Genomic DNA, 14,715 nt, shown 5'->3' on the forward strand with positions numbered 1-14,715 from the left:
GGCTAGCTGCGGCCGAAGTAGGACACGTCGTCGTTGCCGATCAGGTCCGGCACTGTCCAGCCGTCGAGGTCGTACTCGGCCAGGCACTGCTCGGCCAGACCCTTCATGGAGCTGACGGTTCCCCGGTTCTCCGCGAACATGAGCAGTTCCGCCTTGACGCCCTCGTGGTTGCCGGCATAGTTGCGTTCGTACAGTTCGTGGCGGCCACCGAACTCGCTGCCGATCGAATCCCACAGCGCCTTCATGATCTTGACGCGATCGACCGCGGTCATGCCCTCCGACCCGCGGACGTACTTGTCGAGGTACGGCCGCACGTCGGGACTCTTGAAGTCGGCGGCCGACGACGGCAGATAGATCAGCCCGGAGGCCACATCCTGCTCGATGATTTCCTTGATGCGGGGGTAACCCTGCTGCATGAACATGCGGTAGGTGAGGCCGTACTCGAGCTTGGGGATGACCGTGTCGCCCACCCACGGCTCCGGGTCGCGGACCATCGATTCGGTGAGGGACCAGAACAGGTTGCGCCAGCCGATCACTTCACCGACGCGGGTTTGTACCCCTCGGAAACCGCCCGCTCCGGTGGCGTCGAGCGCCTTCATCAGAAGTCCGGCGATGAAGTCGAGCTTCACGGCGAGTCGCGTGCACCCCTGCAGGGTGAAGCGCGGCAGAAAACCGGACTGCGGGAAGAAAGCGTTGATCTTCTCCACGTCGCCGTACATGAAAACGTTCTCCCACGGCACGAGGACCTTGTCGAAGACGAAGATGGTGTCGTTCTCGTCCATCCGGCTCGACAGGGGGTAGTCGAACGGACTTCCCATCACCGCCGCCTGTTGCGTGTAGGACGTGCGGCAGATCAGCTTCACGCCAGGGGCGTCCATCGGCACCGTGCAGATGAGCGCGAATTCCTTCTTCTTGATCGGCAGACCGTAATGGGCGATGAAGTTGTAATTGGTGATAGCCGAACCGGTCGCGACCACCTTGGCGCCGGAGACGACGATGCCCGCGTCGGTTTCCTTTTCCACCTTCATGAACACGTCGCCGACCTCGTCCGGAGGCAGCTGTCGGTCGACCGGCGGGTTGATAATGGCGTGGTTCCAATAAAGGACCTTTTCCTGTGACTCCTTGTACCAGCGTTCGGCGTTGTCCTGGAACGGCGAGTACAGCTCCTTGTTGGCGTGCAGGGTTCCGAGGAAGGAGGCTTTGTAGTCGGGAGACCGGCCCATCCAGCCGTACGTCATCCGTGCCCAGGTGGCGATCGCGTCGCGGTCCTTCAGCAGGTCGTCCGAAGTCTTCGACGCCCGGAAGAACGGCATGGTGACGCCGCCGTTTCCGGTGTCGGTGGGTGTCGTCAACGTGTCGACGTGCTCGCCGGTATGCATCGCGTCGTAAAGTCGCGCAGTCATGCGGATCGGGTTGCGGAACGCGGGGTGAGTGGTCACGTCCTTGACGCGATCCCCGTGCAACCAGATCTCTCGGTCATCACGCAACGATTCGATGTACTCGTCGCCGGTCATCGGCCGCGACGCGAAGTTCTTCGTGCGGTTGGCCTCGCTGTCGGCGGCCACGTTGACCTTGGTGCGGTCGACGGCGGTCTCGGGGGCGGATTCGGTGGTGGTCATGGTGTTCCCTTCGATCAGAATTACGAGGCAGCCTGGGCGAGTTGCAGATGGAGCGGAGTGAACGAGGCGGCGGCGTCGAACCATCCGCTGTGGGGGTCGTCGAGGCAGCCGTTCCACGCCGTGGTACCCGAAGTGGCTCCCAGATCATGAAAAGTGCTGCGGTAGAACAGCAGCGGATCTTTAGTCGAGTCGACGGACGCGTCGACGATCTCACCGATGAAGATGATGTGGTCACCGCCGTCATAGGAGGCCCAGGGCGAGCAGATCAGCGTTGCTGCGTTGCCCGACAGTGCGGGAGCGATACCCGAAGAGTCCCACACCGGTTCCGTCCGTTGCGGCTTCCCAGCGAAGTGCATGGCCGTGTCGAGTTGATCGGCGGCGAGGATGTTCACCGCGAACGGTGCGTCGGTCAAGTAGCCGCACGCCTTCGACTTCCGGGTCAGCGTCACCTGGCACAGCCGAGGCTCGATCGAGATGGCGGTGAAGGCCGTGACAGTGGCTCCGTGCGGCGTGCCGTCTGCGTTGGTGCACGTGATCACGGTGACGCCGCTGGCGAACTGGCCGAAGATGTTACGCAGAGTGCGTTGATCCATTTCGAGACCGCCTTTCTGCACGATTCGTGCGAACGCCCCTGCATTTCCAGGGCATGCACACAACATATGACGGCCGTCACAGCCCGTCGATCCGCATTGCGAAGGCTCGATCCGGATCGCGAAAGAGAGTTGCGGGGGTCGGCGCCCACGCCCTTGTAGTGACGGACGTCACAGGCGATGCTAAGGTCGGGAATTGCCCGTGCGCGGCCGTAGCGCGAGGTGAGAGGTCTGGAAGCAGGCATGCGAGAACAGCTGGTAGGTTCGGGTTTCACGGACTGGGACGAAGTCCACGAAGTGGTGGCCGACGCGTACTTCCCTCACGACCTGCGGCCGCTGTCCCGGGACGACGCGGCAAGGTCGTCGCTCGAGTCCACCGAACTCGGCCCCTCCCGGCTCGCGCGAATCGGGTTCGGCGCGGCCGTGTCGATCGAATCCGACCACCCGGGCGCATACGGCATCAACATCCCGCTGGCCGGCCACATCGTGTCCGTCACCGGTGCCAGGGAAGTGACCTCGACGCCAGGATTCGCGACCATCTGCCCACCGGACACCCGCACCGTGATCACCGACTGGAGTAGCTCCTGCGAGATCATCGGTTTCAAGGTGGAGCGCGACTATTTGCAGCGGGAGATGGATCGCGTACTCGCAAGGCCGGGCCGGCAGTTGCCGCGGCAACTCGATCTGCGGTCCGGTGCGGGCGCCGAATGGCTGGGATTCGTCCGATCCGTCGCCGACCAGGCGTTGCACAACAGCATCCTCCTGCAGAGCGAGCAGGTGTCGCGGCAGCTCTGTGGTGCTCTGACGACCGCGCTGGTACTCGCCGCGATGCCGGATGACGACGCCGGCGCATCGGGTATCCGACCGCGCATCGTCAAACGGGTAGTCGACGCGATCCAACAAGACCCCGCCCGCCCCTGGACCGCGGGCGAGATGGCCGAACTCGTCGACGTCAGCGTCCGCCGCATGCAGCAGGGATTCCGCGAATACGTGGGCATGACGCCGATGGAATATCTCAGCGACGTCCGGCTCGAGCGCGTCCACGCAGACCTGACCGCAAGTGTCTCCCCGACAACGGTTTCCGACGTCGCTTCGCGCTGGGGCGTCATGCACACCGGCAGATTCGCGGCCGCCTACCGGCGCAAGTACGGGGTGGCGCCGTCCGACACCCTGCGGGGCGGGGAGTCCTGAGGGTTACGTGGTTCAGCCTGCTCATCGTGATTGATTGGCGGAATGTGTCGGACCCCTGGGGTAGTGTTGCACTCATCAGTTCGACTGGGGGGTCGGTGATTAGCGCGGTGTTAGATAGCTCAGTGTTGGATAGTCCGGTGGCAGAGCAGCTGTCGTCGTTGTCCGCGTCTATTGACGTGCTCCTCGAAAGCGACTTGACGACACTGCGCGACGCCGACGTGCTCGAGGCCATGCGGCGATTGGAGCGGTCGCTGCGCCGCGCCGACGCGGTATCGCATCGGTTGGTCGTCGAGAGTGTCGAACGCTCGATACCGGCCGCGCTCGGATACAACTCGCCGAACAAGTTGCTCGTAGACGTTCTCCGTGTGTCTGCGGTGGACGCATCCGCCCGCGTCACGGCAGCGCGGAACCTCGGCGTGTGGCATACATTGTCCGGTGATTCGATAGCCCCATCACTACCGGAAACTGCTGCAGCGCAACGTGACGGGGACATCGGTCCCGGACATGCGCGCGCAGTGGCCAAGGTGATGCGGAAGATCCCGCACGCTGTCGACAACGACGGCGTCTCCCACGCTGAATCGATCCTGGCCCAGCTTGCGCGAACCGGGACACCCGAGGACGTCGAGCAGGCCGGGCACCGGATCCTCGCGTACCTCAACCCAGACGGAAACCTCGGTGACGACCGTGACCGCAAGCGCAGACGCGGCATCTCGCTCGCGCGGCAGGATTCCGAACTGATGTCGAGAATCTCCGGTGAACTCGACCCCACGGCGCGGGCGTTGCTCGACCCGATCCTCGCCAAATGGGCCCGCCCCGGAATGAACAACCCCGACGATCCGGGATCACCGACGGGTGACAGCGAAGACCCCACACTCGATCGCGCATTGCTCACAGCGGCGGCGGCGCGCGACACCCGCTCGGCTGCCCAGCGCAACCACGACGCGTTCAGTGCCGTATTCCGGGCACTGCTCGAAACGGGGGTACTCGGCAGACATCGTGGCCTGCCCGTCACCGCGATCATCACGATGACGCTGGATCAACTCGAAAAGGCCGCAGGCGGTCTCGCGACGACAGCGAGCGGTGGCCTCCTACCCCTCGAGGACGCATTGAAGCTCGCCGAGCATGCTCATCCAGTTCTCGTACTGTTCGACCATTCCGGTCGTCCTCTGCGCCTCGGCAGACGTCGCCGGCTCGCCAATGCCGATCAGCGGCTTGCACTGATCGCTGCCGACGGTGGATGCACCCGCCCGGGATGCGCCGCGCCGGCCAGTCTCTGCGCGGTCCACCACGTCACCGACTGGCAGAAAGGCGGCGGGACCGACATCGACAACCTCACCCTCGCATGCGATGCGTGCCACGCACAGGTCAACGATGGCTCAGCCGGCTGGAACACCACGACAACCCGGCCTGATTCAGAATTTCCGGGCAGGACCGAATGGATCCCACCACCGCAGATCGATCCCACACGAGCTCCGCGAATCAATCACCGGCACCACCCCGGTGAGTTGATCGAGCATGCGCGAGGCCGGAGTCTTCACCGAACGGAGCGAGGTGCAGGATGATGCAGCAGGAATTACCCGCAGTCCACCATGAGATGCCGAGGGCCGCGCAGCACCGGGTTGGGTCGGTACGGCGGCGGGTCCTCCACGAGGCGCGGGTTCGGGAGTCGGCGGATCAGTTCATTGAGCGCCATCTGACCTTCGAGCCGGGCGAGTGGTGCGCCGAAACAGCTGTGTATGCCGCTGCCCAAGCCGAGGTGCTGGTTGTCGGCGCGATCGGGAACGAACCGATCGGGGTCAGTGAACCGCACCGGATCCCGGTTGGCGGAGGCCAAAGCCAGGACGATCGGTGAACCCTTCGGCACGGTCACGCCACCGACCTCGATGTCGACGATAGGGGTTCGCTGGGGAACCAAATGGACGGGCGGTTCGAACCGCAGCAACTCCTCGACCGCCAGAGGCATCAGCTCCGGATGGCGCTTCAGGCGGTCCAGCTCGCCTGGATTACGGAGCAGGGTGAGCATGCCATTGGTGATGAGATTGACGGTCGTCTCATGGCCGGCGATGAACAACATGATCGAATTGGTGACCAGCTCGAGGGTGTCGAGACCGCCCTCATGGTGATCGGCCGCCAACCCGGACAACATGTCGTCACCCGGATTCTTTCGGCGTTCCTCGATCAGCCCGGCCATGAACATGCCCATTTCCATCTGCGCTTGTTGAGCTGCCTTCATCTTCGCGTCGCTGTCCGAATCGCGGGTCGGTTCGATGGAGGCCACCAGTGCATCCGCCCACACGTGAAAGCGCGGTTCCTCCTCGCGGGGAACACCCAGCAGTCGGCAGATCACGGACACCGGGAAGGGGTACGCGAAGTCGTCGACGAGATCGATGCGGTCCTTTCCCTCGAGATTGTCGACAAGGGTGGACACGAGGTCCGCGAGTTCTCCGCGCATGGAGTCGACCCTGCCGGGCATGTGTGGCGGTCCGAACTGCCGCGTCGTCAACCGCCGAAGCCGGTCGTGCTCGGGCGGATCCAAACGGATGAATGCGGGCCCACCGTTGTCGGCCCGATCGGCGCCCGGCATTCCTGCACGGCGGTTGTGCAAGTCGGAACTGATACGCGGATCGTGCAGCAACGCGGCGACGTCGTAATACCGTCCGACGAGGTAGGAACCGTTGTCCTGCAGCGCCGCCGGTGTCTCACGAAGTTCCTCGTACAAGGGATACGGGTTCGCTCGATTCGACTGGTCGGTGATGCGTTCGAGCAGCTGCGCACGCGACATGACGAGTCTCCCTGTTGCTTCGGTTACTTCGGCGCCGAGACGAACTCGACGTGGCGCTCGGTGGGCAGGTGTCCGGTCACAGACACGGTCGGGCCATGGCTCAGAATGGCGGGGTCGGGCAACTCCGACGACCGCACCTCCCAGGGATCCGTCCGGTCCATCACGGCGAAGTCGGGCGGAAAGGCGGCCGCCGATTCGATGAGATCGCGGTAGAAGTCCAGCCACCTGCCGTGGTTGAACGCGACTGCCGCGGTGAGGCGTCCACGGAAACCGTAGGCTGCGACGAATCGACGTTCCTCGACCGAACCCTGGGTGACGACCACCTGATCGGAATAGGTGGGGATACCGACCGATTTGATGTTGACCCCGAACTGGCTGGACCAGAACGCCGGAATGTCGAGATGAGGGCGGCGGTGCAACCCCTCGTGGATCATGTTGTGAGCAGCCACTTCCGCTTGCCCGATGGCATTGCCCCAATGCTCGAGCGCGATCAGTTGGTAGTCGTAGAGCGGATGTGGTTGCCGGGCAATGTCACCGGCCACGAAAACGTTGTCGGTGACGAGCCCGTTGAGGTCGAACGCGCGGCAACCAGCGTCGCAGGCCACTCCCCGTGGTCCCGCGGCGAGACCGGACCTGGCCAACCATTCGGTGTTCCGGATGCTGCCCTGAGCGACGACGGCCACATCGACGTCGAGGGCTGTTCCGTCCGACAGGTGTGCCCGGCGCAGTCGGCCCTGCCCGTCACCTTCCAATCGCGCAACGGTGATGCCGCAGCGTAGGTCGACACCGTGGTCGCGCTGCATGTCAGCCGCGACCGCCGCGACGACCCCGCCGAGGGCGCCCACCAGGGGTGCCGGTCCACGTTCGGTGACCGTGACCGACAACCCGCGCTCGCGGCACACCGATGCAATCTCCGAACCGGTGAATCCGGCACCGATGATCAGCACATGACCGGGACCTGCAGACAGCCGTTCGTCGAGGCGCCGCGAGTCGTCCAGGGTGCGAACCGTGAAGACACCGTCGAGGTCGCTTTCCTCCGGTTTCGGCCAGGGGCGTGCCCGCACTCCGGTCGTGAGCAGAACCTTGTCGAAGGGGACGCTGTCGCCGTCGCCGAGCACGACCCGGTTGTCCTCGAGGTCCAGCGCGATTGCCGGGACACCGAGTCGCCACTTCGCGTCGAGGTCGGTTCGAGCGGGCAGCGTCGCATGTTCGGGCGGCATGATCCCGAGCAACACCGCTTTCGACAGTGGCGGCCGATCGTACGGTTCGTAGGGTTCGTCACCGATCATGGTCAGTGGGCCGTCGAACCCCAGTCGTCGTAACTCGTCCGCTGCGCGCAAGCCGGCGAGCGATGCACCGACGATAACGACCCGCATGTCACTGCCCATGCGACTGCGGCCGAATGTCGGTGGTGATGGCCTGCACCGGGCAGGCGGCCGCGGCCTGCGCGACCCGCTCGCGTTCGCCGTCGTCCGGTCCGGCGTCGTAGAGAAGGGACTCCTCGCCGTGCAGCGTGAAGACACGCGGTGCGAGAAAAACGCCCTGTGCGTATCCCTGACACCGATTGAGGTCGACGACGAGTTTCACGTCCATCACCCGATCCTGAACAGTTCTGTTGCCGAGGCGTCCACAAGGACAGCGCGGCGCACGGCCGCCCGTTCGAAACCGGCGAAAAAGCCGCCGGCTGTCAGTATTCCGGAGTGGACGGTCTGTACGGTTCAGATCCGCTGTTCTGGAGTTGTTCAGAACTTCCTCCAGCACGCGTGCGGGGAATACCGCCGAGTAGAACCCCGCGGTAAGAACGGCGGTTACAAGTAGTTTCAGAGCGGACGGATGTCACTGTCCGGAAACAACTTTGGCTGTTGCGGGGAAATGGGCGACGAATCGGCACCGATCGTGATGTGATGTGCCCACACATGATCGGAAAACGCCGAGCAGCGACAACTCAGGGGCGAAAGATTGACAATTGAAGCTCACCGCGACACCCGCGAAACGCGCCACCTTTCCGCGTTGGATGCAGCGATAGACATCCTGACCGACGCGCGAGGGGACTCGTACAGCCCGGACCAAGCATTCGACGAACTGCTCGACACCTCGATGCGACATCAGGTGGATATCGGAGACCTGGCGGAAGCACTTGCCGATCTTGCGGAGGGCGTAGATCCGCCCGACGGTCATCGCCGAGCACGCGAGGTGGCAGGCCGGGCGTGGGCCTCGATCCTCCACTGACCCCGATCCTGCACTTACCCCGATCCTGCGCTGAACGGGGCTACGGCACGCGTCAGCCCGAGCACTCGATGCAGGTGCGGACGGCGGGAAGTGCGTCGAGCCGGACGTCGGCGATGGGCCTCCCACACCGGATGCACGTGCCGTAGGTTCCGGCATCGAGTCGCGCCAGCGCGGCCGTCAGCTCCTCCACGTCCCGGCGTGCGTCGGTGAGCAGGGCCGAGACCTGGGCCCGTTCGAACGCGATGGTCGACCCTTCCGGATCGTGCTCGTCGTCGTCCGTGGTGAATTCCGATCCTTCGACGATGGCGGTGAAGCGCCTGCTCAGCGACGCGAGCCGGCGCTCCGCATCGGCCTGTTCGGCCAAAATCCGGGCGCGGTAGTCGGGAGCAGACGAGTCGAGCGTCACGGCGTCGTCCTCCGATGGTCGATGGAAGTGCTGGTGTCGACGGTATAACCCCTTCTACGGTGAGTCGGTGAAGAGACCCCTCATACGTATGTCACGGGCGGCCGCGAGTGTGACCGTAGCCTCCCTGACGATGGTCGGCGCGTGCCTCGCCGCCCCTTCCGCGTTCGCAGACGATGCCGCCGGGGTACCCGGTGATGTCGTGGAAGTGGCTCCGCTCCCATCCGCTCTATGGATTCCCGGTGTCGCCGACGCGCAGCGCATCACCTACTGGTCGATCGGCCCGGACGGCGATCCTGCACTCAGCACCGGGGCGATGTACGTGCCCCCCGGCGAGGCGCCCGACGGTGGCTGGCCGGTGGTCGCGTGGGCGCACGGCACTTCGGGTCTGGCCGATCACTGCGCTCCCTCTCTCGTCGGGCCGGGCCTGCCCGAGCGGGATTATCCGTATCTCGGGCGCTGGCTCGAGCAGGGATATGCCATCGTCTCCACCGACTATGTCGGGCTGGGCACGCCGGGAGTGATGCCCTATCTCGACGGCAAGGTAGAGGCGCACAGCGTCGTCGACTCCGTGAAGGCTGCGCGCGCCGTCGACGAATCGCTGTCGAACAAGTGGGTGGTGGTCGGCCAGTCTCAGGGCGGCGGCGCCGCTGTCATCACCGGGCGCTATGCGACGGAGTACGGCGGGAAGTCGCTCGACTACCGCGGCGCCGTCGGTACCGGCGTTCCCGCGAACATCGAGTTGGCATTGCTGCCGCTCGGTCCCGGAGTTCCCCCGACCGCCATTCCGGCAGGGCTCACGTCGTATCTGTTCTACATCCTGGCCGGCCTGCGCTCTGCTCATCCCGAGATCGGCCTCGACGCTTACCTCACCCCACTCGGTGCGCAGTATGTCGACGCCGCCGAGCAGTTGTGCGTCCACGAGATGCACGAGGCCGCGGAGGGGGTGATCGTCGGTAACCTCTTCAGCAAGCCGCTGAACGAGATCCCGAACTTCTACCCGTTGTTGGTGGACTACATGGGTGTGCCCACGAGTGGTTACGACCGCCCGCTGTTCATCGGGCAAGGACTCACGGACATCGACGTTCCTGCTCCTTCGGCGTTCTCCCTGGTGGCGGCACTCACTGCGAACGGTGAGCCGGTGACGTTCAAGACCTATCCCACCGATCACAGCGGCACGTTGATCGAGTCGCAGGCGGACACCATCCCGTTCGTGAGAGACCTCTTCGCCGGGTAGCGGCATGTGTGCAGATCTCGGACACTTGCGCCCCCGGACGTGCGGCACTATGGCGTGGGTCACAGACTGTCAGTACGTTCAGGAGGGGTCGCGCGTCGTGTGCACGGCCCGAACAGGCCAAGGAGGCGAGGGTGGAATTCGGCGGCTCGACCGGGTCTGCGGCAATGCGGCCCGAAATCGCATTGTCGTGGAAGCGGTCGGCGCTCAGCGGCCTCGAACCGAGTTCGACACCGGACGCCGACCCCTGCAGCGACCTCGACGGATCCAGCCGGTTACTGCAGGCCGCGCGGCCCATCCTCGCCGAAATGGATTCCCAGATCCAGGGCACCGGCTTTTGCGTTCTCCTCGCTGACCGCGACTGCCGCATAGTGGCCAGGCTCTTCGACGGGGCCAAGGTCGAACGGATGATCGACGCCGCCGGCGCTGTGCTGGGCACACGATTCGGTGAGGACTGTGTCGGCACGACAGCGCTGGGCACGCCGCTCGAGATCCGCCGTGGCGTCGTCATTCACCGCGACGAGCACTACCTCGAACGGTTCAAGGACTTCAGTTGTTACGGCCACCCCATCGTCCATCCAGCGACTCGCCGGGTGGAAGGCATCCTCGACATGACGGGGACCGCCGCCCGGGCGAACCCGCTCTTCGCCCCGTTCCTCGCGCGCGCGGCGAGTGACATCGAACGACGCCTGCTCGAGGGGTCTCGGGTGTCACAACAGCGCCTGGTCGACGCGTTCCAGCGCATCTCGCCCCAGAATCAGCTCGCTGTCACCGCGATCGGCGAGGACATCCATCTCAGTAATCGGGTCGCGCTGGACCTTCTCCAGGTGGCCGACCATGCGACGCTCCGCAGCATGGTCGCAGATCTGCGTCCCGATCAGTCGAAGACGGCTCGTATTCGACTGTCGTCCGGCGAAGCAGCACTGGTGCAGGCCGACTACGTCGAGGGCACGGAGGGCGGGGCGGTGTTCGTCGTCCGCCCGGAACATCGGACCAGCACGCCGATTCGCCGCGGGAGGTTGGCGTCCAGTTCGGTGCTGCAGCGCAGTAGGTCGGAACTCGCACGGCTGCGGGACACCAGGGAACCGGTGGTCATCAGCGGTGAGCCGGGCACCGGCAGAACCACCGCGATTCGCGACCTCGCCGGTGACAAGTCGCTCGTATGTATGCACGCTGCGGGCATCGCGCTCGACGGCACGCAGCGATGGCTCGACAGGCTCGTGACGCTGGCATCCGGTTCGGTGGACGTTCTCGGGATCGAAGAGGTGCAGCTGCTTCCCGAGTCGATGCAACCGCTTCTCGCGAAGATGCTCGATTCGGAAGCAGGGCCGCGCATCGTCCTGACGAGTACACCTCTGGACAGTGTCCCACCGAGCGTTGCCGGGTTGATCGGTCGGTGTTCCGGACAGGTAGTGCTCCCGCCGTTGCGGCAACGCAGCCGCGAGTTCGCGGACATCGCGCAGGCGATTCTCGACTCGCTGGAACCCGGATTGCGCCTCACGGCAAGCACGATCGAAGCGCTCGTGGCCCGCGAGTGGCCCGGGAATCTCGCCGAGCTGTCCGTCGTCCTGCGGACTGCGGCGCGGCGACGCACCAGCGCGAACATCGCTGTCTCCGATCTGCCGGAGTCGTATCGGACGCCGCAGCGAGTGACCCGTCTCGCCGGGCGTGAGCGCGCGGAGCGGCAGGCCATCATCGACGCGCTGCAGGAATGCGGGGGCAACAAAGTGCACGCCGCGAACGCGCTCGGTATCAGCCGCAGCACGCTGTACACCCGTATGCGTGCGCTGGATATCACTGTCTGACAGCGCTTCGCGCATACCGTCGTCGAACGGCGAAGTGTCCGGAGTCAGGACAGTTAGTGACATTGCCATCCGTGCACTATGGGCTACGTCACATTCACGACTTCGGAGGTTTTGATGACAGCGACGATCGAGCCGAGCCAGGCAGAACTCTTGCCGGCAGTACGGAACTTCCTGTCCGGTACCAAGAAATTCCTCGTAGGCGGGCAGTGGGTGGAATCGGTGACCGGTGAGACTTTCGAGACCATCGACCCGGCGGACGGTCAGGTCCTGACCACGGTAGCCCGCGGCGGAGCCGAGGACATCGATCGCGCAGTTCGTGCCGCCCGCAAAGCATTCGACGAAGGTCCCTGGCCGACCATGAAGCCGAACGAGCGGGAACGTCTCATCTGGCGGGTCGGTGACATCCTCTCCGAACGCGCCGACGAGTTCGGCCAACTCGAGTCGCTCGACAACGGCAAGTCGGCGGGCATCGCTTCCGCCGTCGACGTCGCCTGGTCCGCGGACATCTTCCGGTACTTCGCCGGCTGGGCCACCAAGATCGAGGGCAGCACGGTCAACGTGAGCATGCCTTTCGTCCCGGGCGGGCAGTTCCACGCCTACACCTTGCGTGAGCCCGTCGGTGTCTGCGGCCTCATCGTGCCCTGGAACTTCCCGCTGCTGATGGCCGCTTTCAAGCTGGCGCCCGCACTGGCGGCCGGCAACACGGTAATCCTCAAACCCGCCGAGCAGACACCACTGACCGCCCTGCTGCTCGGTGAAGTGTTCGAGGAGGCAGGCTTCCCGCCCGGTGTGGTCAACATCGTCACCGGGTACGGCGACGCCGGCGCGGCATTATCCGCCCACGACGACGTCGACAAGATCGCGTTCACCGGCTCCACGGAGGTGGGCAAGAAGATCGTCGACGCCGCCAAGGGCAACCTCAAGAAGGTGTCCCTCGAACTCGGGGGCAAGAGCGCCAACGTCGTGTTCGCGGACGCCGACTTCGACGCCGCCGTGACCGGTTCGCTCAACGCCTGGCTGTTCAACCACGGCCAGTGCTGCGTCGCAGGCACCCGGATGTTCGTCGAGGACAGCATCTTCGACGACTTCACCGCTGCGGTGGCCGAGGCGGCGTCGCAGGTCAAGATCGGCCCCGGTCTCGATCCCACCACTCAGCTCGGACCGCTGGTGTCGCAGGAACAGTTCGACAAGGTGACCGGTTACCTGGCTGCGGGACTCGCCGACGGCGCACGCGCCCTCACCGGCGGAAAGCGCTGGGGCGAGAGCGGGTTCTACGTCGAACCGACCGTATTCGTCGACGTGAAACCCGAATTCAGCATCGTCGAGGAAGAGATTTTCGGCCCGGTCGTAGCCGCTTTGCCGTTCAACGCGCAGGAAGGTGTGGCCAAGGCCGCCAACAGCAGCATCTATGGTCTCGCCGCCGGCATCTGGACCAAGGACATGTCCAAGGCGCACCTCACGGCCCGTCAGCTCAAGGCCGGTTCGGTATGGATCAACCAGTACAACGGTTTCGACACGGCAATGCCGTTCGGCGGGTACAAGCAGTCGGGCTGGGGTCGTGAGCTCGGTGCCACCGCCATCGACCTCTACACCCAGACCAAAGCCGTCAACATCGCACTCTGATCGTCACTCGTCGAGGAGAAGACATGAAGACACAAGCAGCCGTCCTACTCGGACCGGGCAAGCCCTTCGAGATCATGGAACTCGAGCTGGACGGTCCGGGGCCGGGCGAGGTTCTCATCAAGTACACCGCCGCCGGTCTGTGCCATTCGGACCTGCACCTGACCGACGGTGACCTGCCGCCGCGTTACCCGATCGTCGGTGGGCACGAAGGCTCCGGCATCATCGAAGAAGTCGGGCCCGGGGTCACGAAGGTCAAGCCCGGCGACCACGTCGTCTGCAGCTTCATCCCGAACTGCGGAACGTGTCGCTACTGCGCCACCGGGCGTCAGAGCCTCTGCGACATGGGCGCGACCATCCTCGAAGGGTCGATGCCGGACGGATCGTTCCGATTCCATTCCGGCAAAGACGATTTCGGTGCCATGTGTATGCTCGGCACCTTCGCGGAGCGTGCCACCATCTCGCAGCACTCGGTGGTGAAGATCGACGAGTGGCTGCCGCTCGAGACCGCGGTCCTCGTGGGCTGCGGCGTCCCGTCGGGCTGGGGAACTGCGGTGTACGCGGGTGGCGTCCGGGCCGGCGACACCGTCGTCATCTACGGCATCGGCGGGCTCGGCATCAACGCCGTGCAGGGAGCGGTCAGCGCGGGAGCCAAATACGTCGTGGTCGTCGACCCGGTGGCCCTTAAACGTGAGACGGCGCTGAAGTTCGGCGCTACACACGCATTCGCCGATGCCGCGGAGGCCGCCACCAAGGTGAACGAGTTGACGTGGGGACAGGGCGCGGATCAGGCGCTGATCCTCGTCGGAACCGTCGACGAAGAGGTAGTGCAGAACGCGACCGCCGTCATCGGCAAGGGCGGCACCGTCGTCATCACCGGGCTCGCGGATCCCACCAAGTTGACGGTGCACGTGTCCGGCACCGACCTGACGCTGAACCAGAAGACGATCAAGGGAACCCTCTTCGGCTCGGCGAACCCGCAGTATGACATCGTCCGGCTGCTGCGCCTCTACGACGCCGGACAGCTGAAGCTCGACGAGCTGATCACCACCAAGTACAACCTCGAGCAGGTCAACGAGGGGTATCAGGACCTGCGGGACGGCAAGAACATCCGCGGCGTGATCGTGCACCAGTAGGCGGCTTCGCCGCTCGTGCGCCTTTTTGGGCTCTACTGCTGTGATCGTGGGTGGGTTCGGTGCGGGTGAGGGCGCACGCCGTTGTCCCAGTAGCGTTCTGGCTTGT

General features: G+C 64.9%; 13 protein-coding genes. 7 read left to right on the forward strand and 6 right to left on the reverse strand.

The features are described from left to right. Window positions 1-2 precede the first annotated feature (2 nt). Both ACH49N_RS12440 and ACH49N_RS12445 read right to left on the reverse strand, forming a co-directional pair. On the reverse strand, window positions 3-1,619 hold the full coding sequence (locus ACH49N_RS12440; protein WP_159923324.1) for a 4-hydroxyphenylacetate 3-hydroxylase family protein: 1,617 nt from the start codon (window positions 1,617-1,619) through the stop codon (window positions 3-5). A gap of 20 nt (window positions 1,620-1,639) precedes the next feature. Then, window positions 1,640-2,212 (reverse strand): flavin reductase family protein, encoded by a 573-nt coding sequence (locus ACH49N_RS12445; RefSeq protein WP_109335408.1) that lies wholly within the window; start codon window positions 2,210-2,212, stop codon window positions 1,640-1,642. A gap of 240 nt (window positions 2,213-2,452) precedes the next feature. Between ACH49N_RS12445 and ACH49N_RS12450 the strand changes: the two genes are divergently transcribed. After that, complete coding sequence (locus tag ACH49N_RS12450; RefSeq protein WP_358272089.1) at window positions 2,453-3,400, forward strand: AraC family transcriptional regulator; 948 nt, start codon at window positions 2,453-2,455, stop codon at window positions 3,398-3,400. 137 nt (window positions 3,401-3,537) lie between these two features. Continuing rightward, window positions 3,538-4,962: a DUF222 domain-containing protein gene (locus ACH49N_RS12455; protein WP_358272087.1), complete on the forward strand. Its 1,425-nt coding sequence runs from the start codon at window positions 3,538-3,540 to the stop codon at window positions 4,960-4,962. 11 nt (window positions 4,963-4,973) lie between these two features. Here ACH49N_RS12455 and ACH49N_RS12460 read toward each other — a convergent pair whose 3' ends face one another. From ACH49N_RS12460 to ACH49N_RS12470, 3 genes are read right to left on the reverse strand one after another with little or no spacing between them, the layout of a single operon-like run. Further along, window positions 4,974-6,182, reverse strand: coding sequence for a cytochrome P450 (locus ACH49N_RS12460; protein WP_358272085.1), 1,209 nt, complete (start codon window positions 6,180-6,182; stop codon window positions 4,974-4,976). Between the two features lie 23 nt (window positions 6,183-6,205). Further along, on the reverse strand, window positions 6,206-7,570 hold the full coding sequence (locus tag ACH49N_RS12465; RefSeq protein WP_358272083.1) for an FAD-dependent oxidoreductase: 1,365 nt from the start codon (window positions 7,568-7,570) through the stop codon (window positions 6,206-6,208). Then, window positions 7,560-7,778, reverse strand: coding sequence for a ferredoxin (locus ACH49N_RS12470; RefSeq protein WP_358272081.1), 219 nt, complete (start codon window positions 7,776-7,778; stop codon window positions 7,560-7,562). The genes ACH49N_RS12465 and ACH49N_RS12470 overlap by 11 nt, the downstream gene beginning before the upstream one ends. A gap of 363 nt (window positions 7,779-8,141) precedes the next feature. On the opposite strand from ACH49N_RS12470, the gene ACH49N_RS12475 reads away from it, so the two are divergent. Further along, window positions 8,142-8,411 (forward strand): ANTAR domain-containing protein, encoded by a 270-nt coding sequence (locus tag ACH49N_RS12475; RefSeq protein WP_159923335.1) that lies wholly within the window; start codon window positions 8,142-8,144, stop codon window positions 8,409-8,411. A gap of 52 nt (window positions 8,412-8,463) precedes the next feature. Here ACH49N_RS12475 and ACH49N_RS12480 read toward each other — a convergent pair whose 3' ends face one another. Further along, window positions 8,464-8,817, reverse strand: a complete 354-nt coding sequence (locus ACH49N_RS12480) for a TraR/DksA C4-type zinc finger protein (RefSeq protein ID WP_208960215.1) — start codon at window positions 8,815-8,817, stop codon at window positions 8,464-8,466. A gap of 88 nt (window positions 8,818-8,905) precedes the next feature. Between ACH49N_RS12480 and ACH49N_RS12485 the strand changes: the two genes are divergently transcribed. The 4 genes from ACH49N_RS12485 (at window position 8,906) to ACH49N_RS12500 (ending at window position 14,609) form a co-directional block, all read left to right on the forward strand. After that, entirely contained in the window at window positions 8,906-10,051 is a 1,146-nt protein-coding gene (locus ACH49N_RS12485; protein ID WP_358272640.1) for a lipase family protein, read from the forward strand. Window positions 10,052-10,215: 164 nt separating this feature from the next. Continuing rightward, window positions 10,216-11,853 (forward strand): helix-turn-helix domain-containing protein, encoded by a 1,638-nt coding sequence (locus ACH49N_RS12490; RefSeq protein ID WP_358272639.1) that lies wholly within the window; start codon window positions 10,216-10,218, stop codon window positions 11,851-11,853. 114 nt (window positions 11,854-11,967) lie between these two features. Next, on the forward strand, window positions 11,968-13,476 hold the full coding sequence (locus tag ACH49N_RS12495) for an aldehyde dehydrogenase family protein (RefSeq protein ID WP_358272079.1): 1,509 nt from the start codon (window positions 11,968-11,970) through the stop codon (window positions 13,474-13,476). 23 nt (window positions 13,477-13,499) lie between these two features. Next, on the forward strand, window positions 13,500-14,609 hold the full coding sequence (locus ACH49N_RS12500) for an NDMA-dependent alcohol dehydrogenase (protein WP_358272077.1): 1,110 nt from the start codon (window positions 13,500-13,502) through the stop codon (window positions 14,607-14,609). The last annotated feature ends 106 nt before the right edge of the window (window positions 14,610-14,715 follow it).

Source organism: Rhodococcus sp. NPDC019647, from assembly GCF_044389235.1.
Taxonomy (GTDB): domain Bacteria; phylum Actinomycetota; class Actinomycetes; order Mycobacteriales; family Mycobacteriaceae; genus Rhodococcus_F; species Rhodococcus_F oxybenzonivorans.